Source organism: Lactococcus sp. DD01 (assembly GCF_001578715.1).
Classification (GTDB): Bacteria; Bacillota; Bacilli; order Lactobacillales; family Streptococcaceae; genus Lactococcus; species Lactococcus petauri.
The window spans coordinates 1,412,415-1,431,572 of record NZ_KQ968939.1; the positions used below are offsets into that span (position 1 = coordinate 1,412,415).

The following is a 19,158-nucleotide window of genomic DNA, read 5'->3' on the forward strand; positions in this document are numbered from 1 at the left end:
TCCGTGCTATCCTGACACTTTGTTTGACCGAACCTGAAAAGAGAAAAATAACAGAAGAGCAAAGGAAAAGGACTAGTAAACTCTCTAGTAAGGTCAAAGCTTTAATTCGGTACATTACGTTTTGCATTAGGGTTCTTGGTATAATAATCATTGTAGCTATCGGCTTGTTTTTGCGTAATTAAACCGTCGGAGACAAGCTTCCCTAAGTTAGGACTATCCTGTTTATCAAGTTGATAAAGTTCGGCTTGACCTTCGACAACCTTAACAACCGCTGTTTGACCCGTATTTTGGATATTCTTCTTTTCTTTAGCCAAATTTGGGACAAACAATAAAAGTAACACACTGATAATAAGTAAGACGACAAGCATTTCAATCAAAGATAGTAAAATTCTTTATTTTAGTTACTTTCTTCTATATAAATAAAAAACTCCCCCATAATATGGAGGAGTAAATTGAATTGTGTTTTTATTATATCAAAAAATCCCCCACCGAAGTAGGGGATTACCTATAAGAACAGACTTGTACATTATAACATAACACACTTTATATTTTATCAAGAAAACAAAAAAGCCCGGCCAATGGACCGAGCGTTTTTTTATATTAATAATTTAGTGTTTGACCTGCATAAATCAAGTTAGGATTTTGAATTCCATTACTTGAAACAAGATGCTGCACAGTTGTTCCTAAACGTTGTGCAATAACTGAGAGATTATCTCCGTATTGTACAGTATAAGTTCCACCTGTCACCGCATTTGAGCCACCTGAGTAGCTGATTGCTTGTCCTGCATAAATAAGGTTAGGATTACTCAAAGCATTCTGACGTGCCAATTCTTGCCAGCTTGTACCCCAATTGTAAGCAATACTGCTCAATGTGTCGCCATATTGTACAATATAAGTTTTCTTGCTTGGATTTGGGGTTGGAGTAGGTTCTGGAGTTGGATTTGGTGTTGGCGTTGGATCAGGTACTTTTCCATCATATCCATTATCCGTGATACCTGTAAGGTCAATATTACCGTCTAATCCACCTGCAACATAAGTTGAGGTAAATTGGAAAATACCAATATCATCCATACTTGGGAAGTAATTCCAGTTTGGTGTTGGAGTTACTTCATAGTTTGGATATTCCGCAATCCAAAGTGATCCTGGAAACTCTTTAATAATGCGTTTGTAGTCCACATTTGCGATTGTGTAAGGCTTGTAGCTGTAATACATCGGTGTATATCCTGCTTCTTTCACACGTCGCATTCCGTAAAGAATAGCATCTGTGTTCGCCTGCTTACTTCCACTCGCACCACTCTCATAATCAAGAGCGACAATAGAGCCTTTAGGTGTAGCAATTTGTGGCAAGTATCGATCAAGCACGCCTTTTGAAAGTTCAATGGAGCCGCCCACTTGATACCAAATATAAGTGTGCGCACGTTTCCCTTGTGCCAGAGTATTTTGAACTTGACTATTATAAGTCAACTGGTCCACGTAATACCCGCCATAGGTTCCCCCAATTTGTGCAATAGAGAATTCATCACTGGCATAACCAAAGTTTCCTTGATAGCCGTTATATTTTGACCAGTCCACTCCTTGGTCGCCTACTGCTGCGAACGCTTGACTTGTTGCACCGAAACTTGTCAGTGCTAGAATTGCAATTGTCGTGGCTTTAATAATTTTTTTCATTTGTTGTCCTCCAATTTTTCCATTACACGTTGACTGTCTTTAATTCCCGCAGTTGTGGGATCAACCACAACACCAATAATTGCCAACAAACCAAAAGCAGCATTGATAATTGCTGCCAGTTGTTGGTTCAATACTACAAAATCCCATTTATAACCAAATGGGGCTCCAATAGTTTGTGCGAGTAAAAGAAAAGCCGGCACAGCTGCCAGCCAAAACGTTTTACTTTTAATCCGTACTTCCCAATTAATTTTATTCACAGGTTATCCTCCGATTCCTTTTGTTAAAAAATAACTTACTACTCCAAGACCTAGAGCAATCATATAGCCCCAAGCCCATTTGTTATTTGATTTAATTTCTTTGATTGCCTCTTCATTATGCAAAGCCATTGAGTAAGCTTTATCCGCTTTTTCTCTCAACAATTCATAATTGTCAAGTTTAGTTTCAATTCTGGCCAAGCGTTCAAGGACCTCTTGCCATGCTTTTTCTTCCAAATTTTTTTCCTTTCTAATCAACAAGACAATGTGTATCTATTCCTGACACTTGAAAACCATTCCCCATATCTCCTCCTACAGGCGTTAAAGTTAGTGCACCATTAGTTGATAGAGTCATACGTACCTGTGTAGCTGTCGAAATTATACCGCTATACCATTCGTGTTGCTGACTAATATTAACAGGTATTTTCCCAAACTGAACTCCTGTTCCTGAAGTAGTAGTAACTGTAATTATTCGCCCCCTTAAGTAAAGGCGGCCATTCAAAACACGATACTGTAAAGGGAAGGTTCCTGACTTAAAACCATTCATCACTTCTATATCTTTCCACCCTGTATCACTTGTCAAAGCTTCAAAATTTTCATTGATCGTCTCTGCACCATTTTGCATCCCTCGATATATTTTCTTAAGTTCTGCCATTTTTGCTCCTCTTCTTTATATTTTATTTGTTACTCCACCATTAGTGATAGTTGCTCCTTCCAGAGTAAAATTAAGGACATTCTCACCATCAATGATAAGTAAAGTATTCCCCTCAATAACAACTTCCCCTGCTAAAGCAAATGAACTCGGAATATCAATTTTAATTTTCATTCGATCATAACCAATAAATGTAGGGACAACTGAAATAGTTTCTCCACCAAAAGAAGGGCCTGTATCAAGTCCACCTTCTTCAGTGCCGATTGCGTTTTTATAAGAAGTAACCTTAACTTCTGGTTGATACTCTGAATCATGCTCAATGAAGAACCATGCACCGTTTGGCACCCTTTCACTAATGAGCTTTTCAAAAGCAACAACTTTACCGAGTAAAACTCCACCTGGATCAATAGACTCTAAAATATCTTTTATTGAATTAAACCAATCCTCAAAATCTCCTTTTCCTGCGTTGAGGTAGTCTTTCATGTCATTGATCAAGTCCTCTGCAGTTTGCCAATAAGAGCCCATCTCCCCCGGAGTTTTGGATACAGCATGAATGACAAAATAAGTAAAATCTTGAGTGGTCACAATCTCTTCCTCCCCTTTGTAAAAAGCAATATTTGCTTTCTGTCTATGTAGAGATTGCATAGTATATTCATCAAAAGTATATTGCACAATTCCTTTCTTGTAATCAATAATTTTACAAGAACGCTCCACAACATGTTCTCCACCTAGAAATGCTTGGAAAGTTGCCGTACAGTCTGTGAGATCCAATGGTAAACCATTCTGCACAATTTGTGCTTCCATCACTTCACTATTGATATTCCCTTGACGGACATTAATGATCCCTACATAGTTATAGGGCTCCGTTGTGGAAAGTGTGACATTCCATTTTTTCAATTGTTTCTCCTTTCCTTAAGTGTTCTTTCTCCAAATACAGAACCAATTATAAAGCCCCCATGAACTACTTGGACCACCATCAAACCATCTCACAGGAGAATTAAGAAAGTTCTGATCAAGTGTAGGAACTCTTCCATTTTTCCCATCTTCAAAGACGATTCCAGTATGTCCTGTAGATATTCCACTGTCTGTTCCGACATAAAAAATATCCCCCGCTTTGCAGTCTTCTGCACTCTGAGGGATAATTTTTGTCCAACCTGGAGGCGGTGCGAATGTACCGATTGTGGCAGCCGAAATTCCGTCTCCAATATTAATTTCATAATTCCAGCGTGGATTTCCAGAAGTTGAAGAACCATCTGGATTATAAGCTTGAGAATTCCACGGTGTCATACCGTATTTATTTGCGGTTAGTGTGGCCATCCATGCCGTTGTCAATCCTACGCACTGCCCATTCTGAACGTAACGTTCTTTATAGGTGTTGTAGAATTTATCCAACTGCTCTTTCAAATTTCCGCTTGGGGTTGGTGGTTTCAAGCCATGAAGTTTGTTATACCATTTAATCGCAAGCTGAACACGTTCTGGATGAGTCGCTGCAGGGCGTTCAAAGTTCGCTTCAAAAGCTGTTGTAGCTGTGGCAATATCTGTTAATCCTTTAAACTGAGCAACAGAATAAGGATAGCTACTTGTTGGGATATATTGCCCATTAAACATACACCACTCTAAGAGCTGTGATTGTGTTTTAGCAATTTTGTAGTCTCCAGAAATTCCTGCGGCACGCATCAAGTTTTGAACATATTCACGTCCGTTCCATGTTGCCGGTGGAACCAGAGGATAGGCTGAGCCGTCCCACTGTACCAAACCATAAGCAGGGCCACCTATTTGTTCAGTATCTGGCATCACACCAGATTCTTGGTCCATATTCCCAAGAATACCTGCGGCAGCTTGTTCAGTATAGCCTTTCGATTTCAAGAACTGCCAAACAATCCAAGCATTCTTTTCTTGGTCTGTAACAATTTCTGACGGAAACTCCCCTTCACCTCCACCGGAGCCACCGCCTGCGACAACTTCTTGGCCATTAAGTAATAATCTACCCGTGATATTAATATCTCCAAATAAATCTAATTTGCGGTCCTTTCCAATACTGTCTTCTGGAACTCTCAAAACATCATAAGAAATGCCACTTGAAGTATTTGAAGCGATAGAGAATTTAAAACCTGGATTCTGAATTAAACTCACACCTTTAAGCTCATTCGTATCCACATTGAAAACCGGGGCAAAGGCAATCATTTCTTCCTCTTTTCCATTCCCCAAGTTTTTAAGGAATCTGACCTTTCCGTCAGATATTTCAACGATAAATTTGTTATTTACAGATCTTAATTTGACACCCTCTAACGTACCTGCTTTGATAAAGTCTGCATTAAATACACCATCCATGGTCCACGCTGTCTTACCTGCTCCATTGTGAACGTCTTGAACCGTTTTCCATTGTCCTTTTTTACAATGTTTAAATACAATCCCAGCATTATTTTGGACAAGAAAATCTTTTGAATTCTCAATGTTTTTCCCATCCATAAAAATAGCTTCATAAATTTCACGAGAGTTGCTTACTCCAGCCTCAATACCATTTACCCAACGAACAGAGCCACCGTTCTTACCAGCTCCTCGCATAATATCGTCTTGGTACTTCCCGATTTCAGTGGACTCATAGAAGCCCATTTTATTTTGGTTTAAATCAGAGATATTATTCTGCACATTTGAAACTTGCCTATTTATAGAAGTCCCGTTCAAGTTATCTCCAAGTCCTGCTTGTACTTGGCCAGTCACATAATTCGTGACAACTTTAAATACTCTGGTTTGATAGTGATACCCTCGGTCTCCTCTGTGAATCGTCACAGTATTACCAATAGCATCTGCGCCTAAAACTTCTGTACTAAACTGCACCAAAGGACGGCTATAATATTCAAGAGTTTCATATGTCTTTTGTAGCAGCTCATTCGCATCTTCAATATCTTCAAAAACAACCACGGTTTTCCGTGGTAACATTTTCCCATTTGAAGGAATACCATACTCTGCAGTCATTGCAGGATATTCCAGATAGTTTTGTCCTTTTGGTTTATCAAGTGGTTTGCCGTTTGATTTCTTCCACTCGATATTTGTAAACTCTAATCTGCGGCCATATCCATCCCCTACTTCTTCGCCTTTCCCACGTCCAATGATTGCAGTCACAATATTTGTTCTGTCTTTTTCACGGACAATTTTTAAAACATCTTCGCCATACTCAAAACGTTTGTTTGTGACTTTACCAATTTTGTTATAACAATTGATAACTTTCCTTGTGATCGTATTTCCAGTTATTTCTACTGCAAAAGTAAATTCACAACCAAATTCTTGGAGCGCTTTTAGGGCTTCACGCATTGAAGAATAATAAAAATTACTTGTAATATTTTTATTTACTTCACACACACCAAGTTTCCAATCACAGCCAGAGTCATTAAGGAGCTGATTAATAACTTGAGACAGTGCTTTATTATTTGGACGGATATCCTTAATAATAAAGTTATCTAATTCATCAACCGCAAAATTGATATTTTCAAAGCTCAAAATATTTTCTTCATCACTACTTTTCAAAATACGATAAAGCGTGAATTGCTTTTCTCCTGAGTCATTCAAAGCAATATAACTTGCTTCTTCTAATAACGCTTCATAAGCTAAAGATAGAGAAAGACTATCGTTCATTAACTCAGAAGCATTTGTTGTAATTTCCCTTGTTTGAATACATTCCGAAAGTTCTGCAGAATCAAAACTCTTCATTACTTTTTGAAATTTATCCAAAAAAAGAACGTTTGCCACTACAGCACCGCCTTTCTATACTTTATTTCTATGTCATAATTTCCATCTGAAAAGTTTGAACCTGTTCTTAAACGAATATTTTTGAAGTCAGAATCTAGGTTTAAAATATCAGAAGCTAACTTTCCATTAACCCAAATATCCCCTGTTTTGAAATCAAAGAAGAGAACATCTCCCTTTTTAATATTAGAAGCTTTCAGATGATACTTACCATCTGTAATATCCAAAAAACCTGTGTTCATGATAACTTTCATGCTTTCAGGCTTTACGGGATAAGGAAGATTTCCAAGAATTTTTCCTGTAGAAACTTGTTCCTTGCCATACTTATATGGATCACCACAGATTACTGTAAAGGTAGAAATAATTGAATTTGTATCGCCTGGTACTTGTTCTGCAGCTTGGTAACGTCCTTTGAAGAAATACTCTAAATCATCATTGAACTGTATCAGCACATCTTCTCCAGAAAATAAAAAAGCCATCAACTCATCAAACTTATTTTGTAAGCTTTCCGAGTCTTTGTCCTCTAGTTTATATTTGATGGTCAGAACACGAGCTGGAAGTTTTGTGTTTGTGATAATACCTCCATACTGTAGTTCTTGCATTTCATGATTTAAGGAATACATTTCTCTGCCTTCAACTGAAAGTGTCTGATAACCTTCAATAAGACGTTCTATAAATGTTCCTTTATAAATCATGGCACTAGTTGGAATAAAGATATGTTCAGATTGATGTTTCCTTTTGGGTGTATCTCTAAATTTATACATTTTTCCTCCTAGTATAGATTATTTGTGGCCGTTTCCCAGCCTTGTGCTTGTGAAATATCCTCCACAAAAGCTTTGAACTGTTGTTTACCAAGTCTTATATTAATTTGCGCAGGCTGCTTACCTTTGTTTAAATTCACTTCATGAGCAATTGTGCCCCCTATAGAATTGTTAGCATTTCGAATGTTTGCACCGATATTTACAGAACCACCAGCATTTATTGCATTGGCCAAGAAATCATTCATACCAAGCACGCTATTTTGAACTGTCTTAAAGCTATTATTGAGACCTTTATTAAGACCACCCATAATTGCATTACCTGCTGGGATAAGAAGTTTCCTATCGACTCGAATCGGTCCTTTATGTTCACGGATCCAATCCCCAATGCCGCTAATAAATTCCATACCAGCTTCCCAAGCTGACTTCAAACCTTTAACAAAACCATCAATGATGGCTCTACCAATATCAAGAAGGTCAATGTTTCTTAAAGTATCAAAAATATCTCGAACACTTTGAACAACATTATCTACACTATCTTTTAAGTTTTGCCAAGCTTGTTTGGCTCCATTCACTAAGCCATTAAAAATATCGACTGTACCTTGTTTGAGGTTTCCCCAGCCTTGTTTAACTCCATTCACTAAGTTATCAGTAGTTGTTTTAATCCATTGTTTGAAATTGTTCCACGTATCTTTTATCCATTGAACTGTTGCGTTCCATAGATCTATTGTTCCTTGTTTGAAAGAATTCCATCCATTTACAATTCCATCAACAATGGCTTTTGTAGTAGCTACAACCCATGTAGCAAAACTACTCCATAAGCTTTTTACACCATCTACAATAGCATTCCATATATTAACTACAGTTTGGAAAAATGACTTGTAAAATCCAACTACGATATTCACAAAAGTTTGGACTATTGTTTGAATCGCTGTTGCTAGTGTTTGCCATAACATAGCAAAATCTTCTTTAAATTGATTGAAGTTGCCGGTTATTAAATCAATAATAAGCAAGACCGGGCCCATTACAATAGTCTTTATAACTTCCCAAGCTGCGGTAAATATTGTTTTCACTTGTTCCCATAACCCGCTAAAGAATTCTATCATTGGTTGGAAAATAGGATTTAAGAACTCTATAAAGCCTGCAAAGACTGCTTTTACTTGTTCCCAAGCTCCTGTGACACTTGATACAATAGTACCCCAAGTATTAGTAGAGGTAGTCGTCACGCCATTCCATAAATTCGAAAAGAACTCTGTAATACTATTCCAAGCATTCTTCACACTATCTACAGCACCTTGGACAGTTCCTGTTATCCCATCCCAAAGACCATTAGCACCATCTTTGATGCTCTGCCAAGTGTCACTGAACCACTTAACCGTGTTATCCCATGCTTTTTTTATCCAATCTACTGCTTTAGATACAGCTTCAGTTATTGAATCCCAAAGTCCAATCCAAAAATTACGGAAACCTTCACTGGTATTCCATAAATATATAAAACCTGCTACAAGGGCAGCAATTGCAGAAATTACTAGAACTATCGGATTAGCCATCAACACTGCGTTAAATGCTGTAATTGCACCCGTAACAGTTTTTACTATTTGCATGGCCTTTAAAATTCCTGTAAGAGTAGTAAAACCTGCTACAACAGGTACAATTACTGGTGCAAGTGTTTTTATTATCCCAACAAGTTGTGTGATGAAATTTATTACATCAGGTATCTTTTCTACAAGTTTATTAAGACCAGCTTCCATGGAGCTACCAACTTGGTTGATCACATTACTGATACTTTTCAAGTCTGTTTTGGCCAGTGCTTTATCAATACCAGTCACGACATTTGCAACCCCGCGACTCACGGCTGTTTTCATGTTTGCAATACTTGTAGAAATACCTTTAGTGCTATCTTGTGCAATTTTTTGCAGAGAAGAAAGACCACCACCACCGTTTTTATTAAGCTCAATCAAGCTATCTTGGAATTGTTCAACAGAAACAGTGCCTTTAGAAAGTCCTTCTTTCATTTCGCCTGTTGTCATGTTCATTGTCTTAGCAAGAGCATTTAAAGCAGGCCCCATACCAGCATCAATGAGTGAGTTCCATGTTTCAGCATCTACTTTTCCATTTGAGAATGACTGCGAAAGTTGTCTTACAGCGTTGTCCACTTGTTCAGCCGAACCACCAAATCCAAGAATACCGTTATTTAATGCTTCGAAAATTTGTTGCGACTTCCCGATATCACCAGTACTTGCAGACAAAAGTTGTAAACCACGAACAGCAGCATCCAGAGGAGTAGGCAAACCTTGGATAGATTTCTTCAGTGCTTCCATCGCTTTTGAAGTTTCGCCTTTACCAAAACCCATATTCTCAAAGGTTCTTGCAGAGTTATTCAAAGTATCAACACGTTGTATAGCACTTCCTACTGAATTTTTAACAAGCCCTACTGCTGCGCTAGCAACTTTATAAGCACCAACAGCTTTAAGAATTCCCATAGCAGAAACATTCATAGTCTGAGAACTTCTACTTGCTTTGTCGGCTTCAGTGCTAAATTTACTTGTTCCGCCACTGGCTTTCCCTATCGCACTGTCAGCTTTTTGTGCTGCTTGGCTTGCATTTCTCATCGCTCGTGAGAAATTGCGGTCTGTGGCTGTCAATATCGCTTCTACGCTATATGATTCCATTTGTCTCCTTTCTACTCATTAGCTTTCTTCAAAAGCCTAATAAGATTATCGTCATTCTTGACTTCTTCCCGTTTCTTACCAAGTATCTTATCTTCTGCCTTTTGTTTATCGAAGAATTTTCCAAAACTAGGAAAGACAGGGACTTCTTTTTTACCTTGTGTTTTAGTGGCTTGAACTTGCCAATTTAACCATGCCTGTAAATGTGATTCTTCTTCTCTATCCAATTTCTTCAGAGCTTCAACTTTCATCAAGAAATTGTATTCAGTGATTGTTAAACGTTCAAAGTCAAGGAAATTATTTATCCCTAAATATCGAAAAGCATTAAGTTGCAACTCTTGGTAATACTGTTCAGAATTTAAAGGAGTTTCATCATCTACGCTTGAAGGTTCATTGATTTGATCACGAGCTTCCCCGTATTACTTTCAGAAATTTCTTTGATAACAGAATCAAAGAGCTCTTCAATATCTTCGTGTTCGTCCACGAAATTATCCAAATCTCCTTGTGAGATTTTGGGACTTTCTGTACGGTTCGCAAGGTATAACACTTCCGAAAGTGTAGCAACGTTTGCAATTTGTAACTCAGGGATTACCTTGACAGCTAATGCCATCCCAAAATTCATACCATCTCGCTCGACTGGGAATGCTTTGTCAAGCTCTCGGACAAATTTCACACCAAATTTAAAACCATATGTTTTACCGTTGATTTCAAGTTGTAATAGATTCATGTTTTTTCTCCTTAAAAAAGAGCGGTTTTACCCGCCCTTATAATTTATTTTGCTTTCTTTGTTTCTACAGACGTTGGATCTGGTTCACTTTCTACTTTCTTAGTATCTTGGAACACATACTGCACTACTGCTTCCTGCTCTGCGCTTAGCGTTGCATAACCACGTTGTGGTGTACCTGTTACACCAAATTCCAAGCTTAACTCAAGTGCATCTTCTGAGTTTGGATTTGTTGAGAAAGATGTAAGATTTGCACGAAGGTATTTCGCTTTGTATTTGTCAGCATCTTCTCCGGCCCCTTTTTCTTCACGATCAATTTCCCAAACTTCAAATAATTCTCCATCATCAAATGCTTGGTCCATTTCATCCACGTGGGTGTCGCCAGTTGCCACAATTGAATTTGCAGATAAAGTATATTCAACTGCAGCTAATGACCCAACAGGCCCATCTTTAGTTGCAGTTGAATTGAAATCTCGTGTTTTTTCAGAAGTGTGTTCTGTTTGGAAAGCAAGTTTCCACGCATCCTCTTTCGTAGCGTTTTTAAGTAAACGATACAAAAGGATTACACTTTTACCTTGTTTAGCTACTAATTCAGCCATTTTTTCTCCTATCTTAATTTAAATTCTAAGTTGATCATCGCTCTTTTTAGCGGTGTATTTGTTGTTGTATCATCAAGCATTTGTATATCACTTGCTTGCACATTTAAAGACCAATGATAGCCTTCTGTGTTGTCTATTGCTAAAGCTTCGTTAAAAGCAATACTTGCCATATCTGAAACTTGTCGACGTTGCTTATAAAGTCCCCCAGGCAGACAAGCTTATATTCACTGAACCTTTAATATCCGTCTTATTAGGTTGAAAAATAGTTTGCGTATCTTCCATTTCAAAAAACGGGTACGGAACATCATCCAGTTGCTTATAATCATAAACTGTGTAGCCAAGAGACTTAAGACGAATCATTAATTCATCAAATAGAGCATTTTCTCTTGTTTTACTCATTTCATCAACCTTTCTAAGTCTTTTAGAAACTTGACTTTTTGCTTGCTATAAGCTGGTTTCATATAAGGTTGTTTCCCTTGAAAACGAGTACCATACTCAACATAAGCTGCATAATCTACATGTGCTTTAGTACGTGATGTCATACCATTATCTTTTGTAAGCATTCTGATACTACGCTTCAAATTACCCGTATCAACTGGCGCAAGTTTCTGAGAGTTTTCCGTAAGCTGCGAACCATTAAGAGCAACTACCTTTTTAATATCTGCCAAATTCACATTTTTACGCAATTTCTTTTGTAATTCGTCAAATCCGACCACCTTCATTCATCTACCTCCTGCAAGATAAAGGTGTTCCGCTCACTAGGATTACGAGAAGTAGTTAATCCCCACTTCTTGCCATCAAATGAAATATAGTCATAATCAGGAATAACAAATAAGGGCATAGTCCTCATGACTTTTGCCCCTTGTTTAATATCCCCAAAAACTTTAGCGCTGCGTTCTGTACCGATGTCAGTTACATTTGCATAAGTTGTTGTTACAGTCGGTTCTCCTTCTACATACTCTCCCTTTACAGGATCATACCCTTCATCAGCCAACTTCTTAACAAAATCTACTTTATTTAGGTATCTCAATAGAGTCTGAACCTCCTAATTTTCTTATTGCTTTCCTCTTCTTTTGATTTTTGCCATGCTTCAATTTCGCTGGCATATTCATCAAAGTCTGATTCTGCAAATGTCATGCTTAGTCCCTCTTGTGAGTAAGACTGCATTCCCTCTTGACCAATTCTATTGAATCGTTTTAAAACAACGTCCATGACAATATAATCAAGCTCAGGGGGCACTTCTTTTATACTAGCGCCGATGATAACAAGCAGCCGTTCGCGAGTTCTTTTTTCAATAACTTCTAAACGTTCCTCTGGTGTTCCACTAAGAAGGCTTTTTATATCCTCAGTTAATGACATATGTACCTCCTATCCCGCAGGAGTTACTGTGACTTCACAAGTTGCTGTTTTCCCATTTGCTGTTGTAACTGTAATTGTCGCTGTTCCTTCTGCAACTGCTGTAACTTTTCCTTGAACTGGTGTTACTGTTGCAATCGATGTATCACTTGATGCAAATTGAACCGACTTATCTTCTGCATTTTCTGGTGTTACTGTTGCTGTTAACGTTTCGTTTGCCCCAACTGTAAGGTGATAACGTTGTTTTATTCAACGTTACACCCGTAGGGGCTACGCTTTTTTTACTGTTGCTTTAAGGATCGCTTTCTTATTCTTTTCTGGTAAATGTTTGCCGTACTTAGCCGCAGCTTGAAGCGCAACACCCGCAAAGTCTTCTGAATCCATTGCACGAGCAATTTGAATACCTACCCCCGCAACACCTACATTATCTGCTGCAAAATATGCTACTTCATCCGTTTGGAATTTTTCGTCTGGAAGCTCTACAAGAATAAAACCTTTAAATTTGTAAAGGGTTTGTTCATCCACGTTTGCACTTGAATTCTTAGCCGTTGTGGCAAGTTTAGAATCAATAAGTAGATCATAAACATCCGCATTAACATAGGCGACCCAAGCAACAGCATTCGATACGTTGTTATTTACAAATTTCTTGTGGGCATCAGAAAAGAGTTTAGTTACTGAAGTTTCATCCAACGTAACTTCAAGATTTTCACTTGCGCTTTCTGAAAGAGCTTTTCCAAGCAATGTATCAACATGTTGGGCCCATGCTACACCATGAAGTGCCAAACGATCTGCAACAACTTGGTCTTTAATATCATTTACTGTGAAATCATCAATACCTTCATTGATTGCCAATGGTTTTTCATATTTCACAGAAGTGTTTACAGATTTAACTTCTTTACGTTCTCCGAAACGTGAAGTTGATCCTGTTCCTGTTCCAAATCCTGTATTTTCATCAGTTGAATATTCTTGAATAACCACATCTGTATCACTTGTTTTCAACTCAAGGAATGTGTCGCTTTGAGAGATCCCGTCTTTGACTTGTAGCACACCACCGAATGCTCGAAGGAAAGCTGTTTTCTTTGCGAAAAGGTCTGGCAGAACACCAGTAAATTGTTTTGTAAAAAGTTTAATTGCCATAATTTTTTTCTCCTAATTATTAATATTTTGCGACTGCTTGTTTAAAAGCATCTGCTTCTTGTTGTCCTGGCACCTTTTTAGGTGTTACTCCAGTGTTTCGTTCTTTTTCCCACTGAATACGTTGATTTTCAAGCAAGCCCAAGAATGTTTTCACATTGCTATAAGTCTTTTCTTCATCAACATCAACCAATAAAGCAAGTTCTTCAGATTTAAGAGCAATTCCGCTTTCTTTTAATACTTCGTCAGCTTCACTAGTAATATTAGAAAGTTTGATTTGTGCTTTTAATGCTGCAATTTCGTCATCTTTTTCTTTTTGGATGTCTGCGGCTTTTTCTTCGTCAGATTTTTCTTTAATCGACTTTTTGCCACCTTTTTCCAATTCTTCAATTCGTGCCAAGGCTTGCTCAAGTTGTGTTTTTGTTTCATTTTTATCAGCTTGTTCTTTACCAATACGCTTTTGAAGTTTTTCAATGACTTTTTCTGGGTCTACTGGTTCTTTTTCATTGCCTGGATCGGGATTATCTTTCGGATTATCGCCTCCAGCTGGTTCTGGTTCTCCGCTTGGTTGTGCTTCAGGCGTCCCTGCCGCTCCTTGGGGATCATCAGCGAAAAGTTGTAAATCAAGTGGTAAAAGTGTTTTTTGTTCCATTTCTGGTTCCTCCTACTCGCATTTAAAGACTTGGGAGTCTGATTTTACTCGTGTTTTATTTAACGTCCACTACAATCGGAAACGGACAAAAGAAAAGCACTCGTCAATGACAAATGCTATTTATTTTTACGTTTTGTTCTTATTTCTTCAATTGCTCTGTCAAGCTCCGCTTTGTCTTCAAAGGCTTCTTCGTATTCCCGTTGACTGATTGCCCCGCGCTTGCGTAAATCAGCCCAAAAAGCAACTTCATCAACATAAGGAACCGTTGAACATTTACAGTTAGGATGCATGTTAGGTGCATTTTCTCCGGGCAACATATCTTTAACATTAAAAATTTTGTCACGAAGAGGCGAACAAATCCGACAAGCGTTAGGCTCTGCGATAAATTTATATTGTTCTATCTCCGCCTCATCGTAACTTTGTTTTTGAATTGCTGTTTGAACACGTGTTGTTTCCGTAATCATCAGGCGCTGTGCATTGTAGGTTGCGTTTGCTCTACCTTTTTCAGTCATATACTTACGCAGTTCACTTGCCAGGGCTTTTGGATTCTTTCCTTGTGTAACTCCACGAATAAGCAATTTTTCCAAGTCTGCTTTTAGTTCATATTGATACTGCCATAAGCTACTAGAAAAACTCGCTATAGTTTCTTTAAATCCGCTCGCTATTACAGCCTGTATTAGACTTGAATAGCCATCATTAGGAACACTTAAACCAAGTATTCCCGCTTGTCTTTCAAATTCTGCTAAAGCGACTTCTGAAAGCTGAGTGCCCATATACTTTTCTAACTCGTCAAAAACATCTATTAATTCCAAACCTATATTTGCTTTTAAGAGTTCTAAACGGCTCGTCCGCATAGTTACGTTATAAAGTTTCAAAGCATGATTGGCAGCGTGTGAAAAATCCTTGTCTTTAACCAACTTTTTTGCCTTTTTTGCAAAGGCTTTGACATCCATTTTATCCGCACGTTTCATGGCTTCATCTACAGATATCCCTTCAGAGCCTGCAAAGGCTGCCCAATTTGCATTGATTTCTTTCTGGATAGCTTCCTGGGCTTCAAAGAGTTTATTCATGATTGCTTTCATGCGTTTTCTATCATCAGCTATCTGCTTGAGCTGCCAAGCTTTCTCACGTTTGTTCCAGTATTCTGAACTGTCCATAGATTACCCCTCTGCTTCGTCTTTAGGATCATCAACTTGTGCTTTATCCACATCAAAAGCTGGATTATCAGCTTTCTCTTTATTAATTCGTTCTATTTCTGTCTTAACATCAGGAACAACAGATAAAACACTTAAAGCAGTTTCTTCACTTGTCACTCCCATGAGAAGTGTAGCTGTCTCAGCTTGTTCTTTGATATCCTTAGGCTCGTTACGTGTAAAGGAGTACTCAATATCTTTCCATGAGTCTTTCCCGGCTTCGTTAGTTGTTAGACTACAAAATAATCTATAACGCTTGTTGAGTGAAGATTGAAATTTACGTTGGAAAGATAAAGCAAGGTTACTCATAGCTTGTAGCTTATAAGCCAATGCAACACCGCTTGATGAGCCAAAAGATTCATCAGAAATATTAGCAACCATACTTGTAAGGAAAACCAATTTTTCTAATCGATCTAATAAATTTTCTGTTTGAGCATCACTATCAGGCTTTTCAAGAAACTTAACATCAACCTTATTATTCCCCTCTGAATCTCGCGCAAAGTAATTAATGACTCGATTGCTTCGAATGTTTTTTAAATCTTCTCCCTCAACTTCAGCACCGAGAAATGCTAGGTACTGATCACTGAAATAGTCTACATCATTTGCTTTCTCACTAATAGCTTTGTTAAAAGCGTTAACCAATGGTATTACAGATTCAAAGATGCTCATTCTCTCTTCGTTAAAATAAAACTCAACCACAGGAAGTTCTGGATAAGGATTGTAAGTTCTATCTCCAAAACTTAAATCGCTAGCTTCCCCATTGATTTCAATCGTCTCAAGTAATGTATAAACTTCTCCTTGAATTTTACCTTCATCATCAACACCATATCTCACCGCAAACAAAGGCTCTTCTTTGATTGAGTCATCATAGACCATAAACATATTTTCAGGAGTGTTATAAATAACGTTTGTTTGTGTAGTTTCATCTTGATAAATTAACTCAAAAGCTCGGCCATAAATACATGCCATCTTAGCAAGTTCTGATTCTTCATCTTCCATATCATTTAAATTATCAAATGAATGCAGCTTCTCTAATACTTTAGAATCTTTATGCGATTTCTTAACAGGTATCCCATTAAAGTAACCTGTAAAAGTATCTACAATATATTTTGGAAAATTCACAGCTAACCGATTATCCGGTTTCCAACTATCCTTAGGATCCTGTGTGGCGATATCCATAATGCCTTTATACATGTTTATTAGATACTGATAGCGTGCAATTTCTTCTTTGTGTTTTTCTATAAACTTTTTCACTACCTCAGGAGTAATTTCTCCATCTTTTGAAAAAGTCATGAGTTTAATTGGTTTAATATCCAACTATAATCCCCCTTGAAATGATTTTAATTTGGCTCTTTGCTTACCATTCATGGATTCAGCAATACCCGTTGTTGCATCTGGTGCATCATCATGTTTGTTTTTACCTTCTTTTTGGTAAGTTGTCATAGCTTGATAGTATTCTGGAAAACGTGTACGCCAGTCACTCGGAAAGCGTACGTGCTGCTCAATCCAATAGCTGTTTGAATAAATACGGGCTTCTTTGTTATTTCCTTGATAGAAGTCCTCTACTGCACAAGCTACATTTCCTTGTATCTTTTCTCGTACTGAACGAGCAAAAGACCGACCACCATTGTTACGCTCGATCCTTGATACATTTACATTATGAGTGATTAATTGTTGAGCTACTGCTTTTTCTGTGTACTCCATTGGCTTTTGTGTGTAAACAACATCTAGGACATCCGCAAAGCCGTCTGAGGTTTCTCCCCATACAATAGAGCAAAGATAGTCTTTACCAGTGTCCGCCGTATCACAGTAATTCCAAATCTTAATGTAATTTGAACGTGATTGATAAGTTTTAAACTCTCCATACAAGCGCCCTTTAATATCAATTGGTTCTTGTTGGTAGTTGGCACTCGCAATATCTGGGCCCATTGTCTTTACTTTACGTTTATAATCTTCCAAAGTAAGTACATCATCACAGAGCATTTCATTTGTTTGTTCGTTATAGGCTTTAAGATTAACGTGCTTCACTCTGTAACCATTTTGAGGTAACTCTCTTAAGGCTCGGCCTGCTAGGTCTTCACTATGCCAACGTGTCATGTTAATAATTATCTTACCGCCTGATTCCAAGCGTGAAAGCATGGTGTTAACAAACCATTCCCAGTGCTTATCTAAGACTGCTACATTGTTTGCCTCCTCAGCATTTTTGATAACATCATCAACGATAATAATATCAGCACCAAAACCTGTCGCAGTACCTGTTGGAGAAGTTGCGAGATAGTTATTATAACCATCTTCCAAACTCCAAAGGTTCATTGCACCATCACCAAATTTTATTTTGGCATCAAATATATCTGAATAAACAATCTTATTCACATCTGCTTTAGTTTCTTGAATAGTGTTACGCACATTTTTAGAAAAAACTGTGGATAAGGTTTCGTTATATGATCCAGTCATGATTTTCTTTGTATGATCATTCCCCAGAATCCATTCAACAAATCGACCAAGCGAAAGAGACTTCCCGTGACGTGGTGGCATATTTAAAACTAATACATCGTGTTCATCATCATTTAAAAAGGATTGAAATTCATTACACACAGAGACCAAATAAGCCCTGTCTCGCTTATAAAAGCTAGGCATAATCAAATTACAATAGTCAAAGAAAAAGCGCTTAGCCAGCTCAATTTTAGCCCCTAGCACAATCTTATCCATCTCTACTTGCCAACTTTCTAAGCTCGTCCACACTTAATTCAGCAAAAGGATTAGTTTTTACTTCCCCTGATAACTCTAACTTACTAGTATAGTCACCATCCATCTTATTAAGCGTGTCTATCGCTTTAATCATATCAGCTTCTTTTTCAGCGTTTTGTGCTATGTCCGATAAAGCTACCATTCGCTCTTTACGTGTCATAATCGCAGCATCTTGAGCTTCTTCTTGAAGTTCTTTATACCTCCCCAAAACCTCCCTGAAAAGTTCACTCGCTCGATTATCAACCGTCTTGTCCTTCCATCGATTAGAGGCAGGAAAAGCTTCTCTATAAGCTTGACGTTGACTCATGCCAGCAATCAGGCTTTGAACAAATTTTTCGTGCCTTGCATTTTCTAATATTGGCATAAGTCTCCTTTCATCAATATAAAAAGCCGCCATTTCTGACAGCTTTAACAGGATAGTGTTTATAAGTATTTTCTAGAGTCAGGCACTTCCTGTAAGTACCTGCTATAACCGCAGCGAGATTCGAACTCACGCCTCTACATTAAAAGTGTAGTGTCTTACCACCTAGACCATGTCGGTTTCCGTTAGTTCCTACCGCACTAACAATTTGTATTGCTTCTAACTGAACTAGTATAATCAGCTATAAAACAAATGTAGAAAAGTCTATGACGAGATAGACAACAAAATCGCCCAATGTTGTAAACAATATCACTGAAGTCGTGACTGCCTTACTATGGACTTGGCATAATATATCGTAGTAAACACTTAACATGAATGTGCGATATACATACCTAATTGGAACTGCAGGACTTGAACCTGCGCTAAGCGTGACCTCACGTTTACGGACTCGAACCGAATTTTCACGAGGGTTTACCGTCCTCGGCTCTACCAACTGAGCTAAATTCCAACCACTGGTTTTACCGTCCAGCAACGTTTAACAATTTCAGCACTTTTTGTTCACCGAGACTTACAATTTTGTGTTCTGCCGAATTGTTCATAATACAAGTATAGCACCGAAAATCGAGGTTAACGCTCCGTTTTCGTT

At 38.0% G+C, this 19,158-nt stretch carries 22 protein-coding genes, 2 tRNA genes and 1 pseudogene; all 25 read right to left on the minus strand.

Annotated elements, in window-relative coordinates; translation table 11 throughout:
* Positions 1-101: 101 nt before the first annotated feature.
* Positions 102-368, minus strand: coding sequence for a competence type IV pilus major pilin ComGC (gene comGC / locus LACDD01_RS06830; protein WP_061414163.1), 267 nt, complete (start codon positions 366-368; stop codon positions 102-104).
* Positions 369-600: 232 nt separating this feature from the next.
* Positions 601-1,668, minus strand: a complete 1,068-nt coding sequence (locus tag LACDD01_RS06835; RefSeq protein ID WP_061413896.1) for a LysM peptidoglycan-binding domain-containing protein — start codon at positions 1,666-1,668, stop codon at positions 601-603.
* Entirely contained in the window at positions 1,665-1,925 is a 261-nt protein-coding gene (locus LACDD01_RS06840; RefSeq protein ID WP_061413898.1) for a phage holin, read from the minus strand. Before LACDD01_RS06840 ends, LACDD01_RS06835 begins: the two co-directional genes overlap by 4 nt.
* A 3-nt stretch (positions 1,926-1,928) precedes the next feature.
* A complete protein-coding gene (locus tag LACDD01_RS06845) occupies positions 1,929-2,159 on the minus strand; it encodes a hemolysin XhlA family protein (RefSeq protein ID WP_061413900.1) in 231 nt (76 codons plus the stop codon).
* 13 nt (positions 2,160-2,172) lie between these two features.
* Positions 2,173-2,577: a hypothetical protein gene (locus LACDD01_RS06850; protein ID WP_061413901.1), complete on the minus strand. Its 405-nt coding sequence runs from the start codon at positions 2,575-2,577 to the stop codon at positions 2,173-2,175.
* A 15-nt stretch (positions 2,578-2,592) separates the two neighbouring features.
* A complete protein-coding gene (locus LACDD01_RS06855) occupies positions 2,593-3,471 on the minus strand; it encodes a BppU family phage baseplate upper protein (RefSeq protein WP_061413903.1) in 879 nt (292 codons plus the stop codon).
* A gap of 15 nt (positions 3,472-3,486) precedes the next feature.
* Positions 3,487-6,321, minus strand: a complete 2,835-nt coding sequence (locus LACDD01_RS06860; protein ID WP_061413905.1) for a phage tail spike protein — start codon at positions 6,319-6,321, stop codon at positions 3,487-3,489.
* Positions 6,321-7,082, minus strand: a complete 762-nt coding sequence (locus LACDD01_RS06865; protein ID WP_061413907.1) for a distal tail protein Dit — start codon at positions 7,080-7,082, stop codon at positions 6,321-6,323. Before LACDD01_RS06865 ends, LACDD01_RS06860 begins: the two co-directional genes overlap by 1 nt.
* 8 nt (positions 7,083-7,090) lie before the next feature.
* Positions 7,091-9,748: a tape measure protein gene (locus LACDD01_RS06870; RefSeq protein ID WP_061413909.1), complete on the minus strand. Its 2,658-nt coding sequence runs from the start codon at positions 9,746-9,748 to the stop codon at positions 7,091-7,093.
* 11 nt (positions 9,749-9,759) lie between these two features.
* On the minus strand, positions 9,760-9,996 hold the full coding sequence (locus LACDD01_RS06875) for a hypothetical protein (RefSeq protein ID WP_061414164.1): 237 nt from the start codon (positions 9,994-9,996) through the stop codon (positions 9,760-9,762).
* A 125-nt stretch (positions 9,997-10,121) separates the two neighbouring features.
* The gene (locus tag LACDD01_RS06880) at positions 10,122-10,472 is read right to left on the minus strand and encodes a tail assembly chaperone (RefSeq protein ID WP_061413911.1); all 351 of its coding nucleotides are present in this window, start codon (positions 10,470-10,472) and stop codon (positions 10,122-10,124) included.
* A 44-nt stretch (positions 10,473-10,516) separates the two neighbouring features.
* On the minus strand, positions 10,517-11,068 hold the full coding sequence (locus LACDD01_RS06885; protein WP_061413913.1) for a phage major tail protein, TP901-1 family: 552 nt from the start codon (positions 11,066-11,068) through the stop codon (positions 10,517-10,519).
* Positions 11,069-11,076: 8 nt separating this feature from the next.
* Positions 11,077-11,467 (minus strand): annotated as a pseudogene (locus tag LACDD01_RS06890) (phage capsid protein).
* Entirely contained in the window at positions 11,464-11,790 is a 327-nt protein-coding gene (locus LACDD01_RS06895) for an HK97-gp10 family putative phage morphogenesis protein (RefSeq protein WP_061413915.1), read from the minus strand. Before LACDD01_RS06895 ends, LACDD01_RS06890 begins: the two are co-directional and overlap by 4 nt.
* The gene (locus LACDD01_RS06900) at positions 11,787-12,098 is read right to left on the minus strand and encodes a hypothetical protein (protein ID WP_061413917.1); all 312 of its coding nucleotides are present in this window, start codon (positions 12,096-12,098) and stop codon (positions 11,787-11,789) included. The genes LACDD01_RS06895 and LACDD01_RS06900 overlap by 4 nt, the downstream gene beginning before the upstream one ends.
* Positions 12,095-12,427 (minus strand): phage head-tail connector protein, encoded by a 333-nt coding sequence (locus tag LACDD01_RS06905; protein WP_061413919.1) that lies wholly within the window; start codon positions 12,425-12,427, stop codon positions 12,095-12,097. The genes LACDD01_RS06900 and LACDD01_RS06905 overlap by 4 nt, the downstream gene beginning before the upstream one ends.
* 9 nt (positions 12,428-12,436) lie before the next feature.
* The gene (locus LACDD01_RS11575; protein WP_082779285.1) at positions 12,437-12,673 is read right to left on the minus strand and encodes an Ig-like domain-containing protein; all 237 of its coding nucleotides are present in this window, start codon (positions 12,671-12,673) and stop codon (positions 12,437-12,439) included.
* Between the two features lie 21 nt (positions 12,674-12,694).
* Entirely contained in the window at positions 12,695-13,561 is an 867-nt protein-coding gene (locus LACDD01_RS06910) for a hypothetical protein (RefSeq protein WP_061413920.1), read from the minus strand.
* Between the two features lie 19 nt (positions 13,562-13,580).
* The gene (locus tag LACDD01_RS06915) at positions 13,581-14,210 is read right to left on the minus strand and encodes a capsid assembly scaffolding protein Gp46 family protein (RefSeq protein WP_061413922.1); all 630 of its coding nucleotides are present in this window, start codon (positions 14,208-14,210) and stop codon (positions 13,581-13,583) included.
* 116 nt (positions 14,211-14,326) lie between these two features.
* Positions 14,327-15,367, minus strand: coding sequence for a minor capsid protein (locus tag LACDD01_RS06920; protein ID WP_061413924.1), 1,041 nt, complete (start codon positions 15,365-15,367; stop codon positions 14,327-14,329).
* Positions 15,368-15,370: 3 nt separating this feature from the next.
* Positions 15,371-16,720: a phage portal protein gene (locus LACDD01_RS06925; RefSeq protein ID WP_197458035.1), complete on the minus strand. Its 1,350-nt coding sequence runs from the start codon at positions 16,718-16,720 to the stop codon at positions 15,371-15,373.
* On the minus strand, positions 16,721-18,112 hold the full coding sequence (gene terL / locus LACDD01_RS06930) for a phage terminase large subunit (protein ID WP_061413926.1): 1,392 nt from the start codon (positions 18,110-18,112) through the stop codon (positions 16,721-16,723).
* A complete protein-coding gene (locus tag LACDD01_RS06935) occupies positions 18,105-18,515 on the minus strand; it encodes a terminase small subunit (RefSeq protein ID WP_061413928.1) in 411 nt (136 codons plus the stop codon). The genes terL and LACDD01_RS06935 overlap by 8 nt, the downstream gene beginning before the upstream one ends.
* A 105-nt stretch (positions 18,516-18,620) precedes the next feature.
* Positions 18,621-18,693, minus strand: a tRNA-Lys gene (locus LACDD01_RS06940).
* A 215-nt stretch (positions 18,694-18,908) separates the two neighbouring features.
* Positions 18,909-19,020, minus strand: a tRNA-Tyr gene (locus LACDD01_RS06945).
* Positions 19,021-19,158: the final 138 nt, after the last annotated feature.

Excerpts from the sequence above, each read along its gene's own strand:
- comGC (WP_061414163.1), bottom strand. The coding sequence starts at position 368 with ATGCTTGTCGTCTTACTTATTATCAGTGTGTTACTTTTATTGTTTGTC.
- LACDD01_RS06835 (WP_061413896.1), bottom strand. The coding sequence starts at position 1,668 with ATGAAAAAAATTATTAAAGCCACGACAATTGCAATTCTAGCACTGACA.
- LACDD01_RS06850 (WP_061413901.1), bottom strand. The coding sequence starts at position 2,577 with ATGGCAGAACTTAAGAAAATATATCGAGGGATGCAAAATGGTGCAGAG.
- LACDD01_RS06865 (WP_061413907.1), bottom strand. The coding sequence starts at position 7,082 with ATGTATAAATTTAGAGATACACCCAAAAGGAAACATCAATCTGAACAT.
- LACDD01_RS06870 (WP_061413909.1), bottom strand. The coding sequence starts at position 9,748 with ATGGAATCATATAGCGTAGAAGCGATATTGACAGCCACAGACCGCAAT.
- LACDD01_RS06875 (WP_061414164.1), bottom strand. The coding sequence starts at position 9,996 with ATGAAAGTTGAAGCTCTGAAGAAATTGGATAGAGAAGAAGAATCACAT.
- LACDD01_RS06880 (WP_061413911.1), bottom strand. The coding sequence starts at position 10,472 with ATGAATCTATTACAACTTGAAATCAACGGTAAAACATATGGTTTTAAA.
- LACDD01_RS06885 (WP_061413913.1), bottom strand. The coding sequence starts at position 11,068 with ATGGCTGAATTAGTAGCTAAACAAGGTAAAAGTGTAATCCTTTTGTAT.
- LACDD01_RS06895 (WP_061413915.1), bottom strand. The coding sequence starts at position 11,790 with ATGAAGGTGGTCGGATTTGACGAATTACAAAAGAAATTGCGTAAAAAT.
- LACDD01_RS06905 (WP_061413919.1), bottom strand. The coding sequence starts at position 12,427 with ATGTCATTAACTGAGGATATAAAAAGCCTTCTTAGTGGAACACCAGAG.
- LACDD01_RS06910 (WP_061413920.1), bottom strand. The coding sequence starts at position 13,561 with ATGGCAATTAAACTTTTTACAAAACAATTTACTGGTGTTCTGCCAGAC.
- LACDD01_RS06915 (WP_061413922.1), bottom strand. The coding sequence starts at position 14,210 with ATGGAACAAAAAACACTTTTACCACTTGATTTACAACTTTTCGCTGAT.
- LACDD01_RS06920 (WP_061413924.1), bottom strand. The coding sequence starts at position 15,367 with ATGGACAGTTCAGAATACTGGAACAAACGTGAGAAAGCTTGGCAGCTC.
- terL (WP_061413926.1), bottom strand. The coding sequence starts at position 18,112 with ATGGATAAGATTGTGCTAGGGGCTAAAATTGAGCTGGCTAAGCGCTTT.
- LACDD01_RS06935 (WP_061413928.1), bottom strand. The coding sequence starts at position 18,515 with ATGCCAATATTAGAAAATGCAAGGCACGAAAAATTTGTTCAAAGCCTG.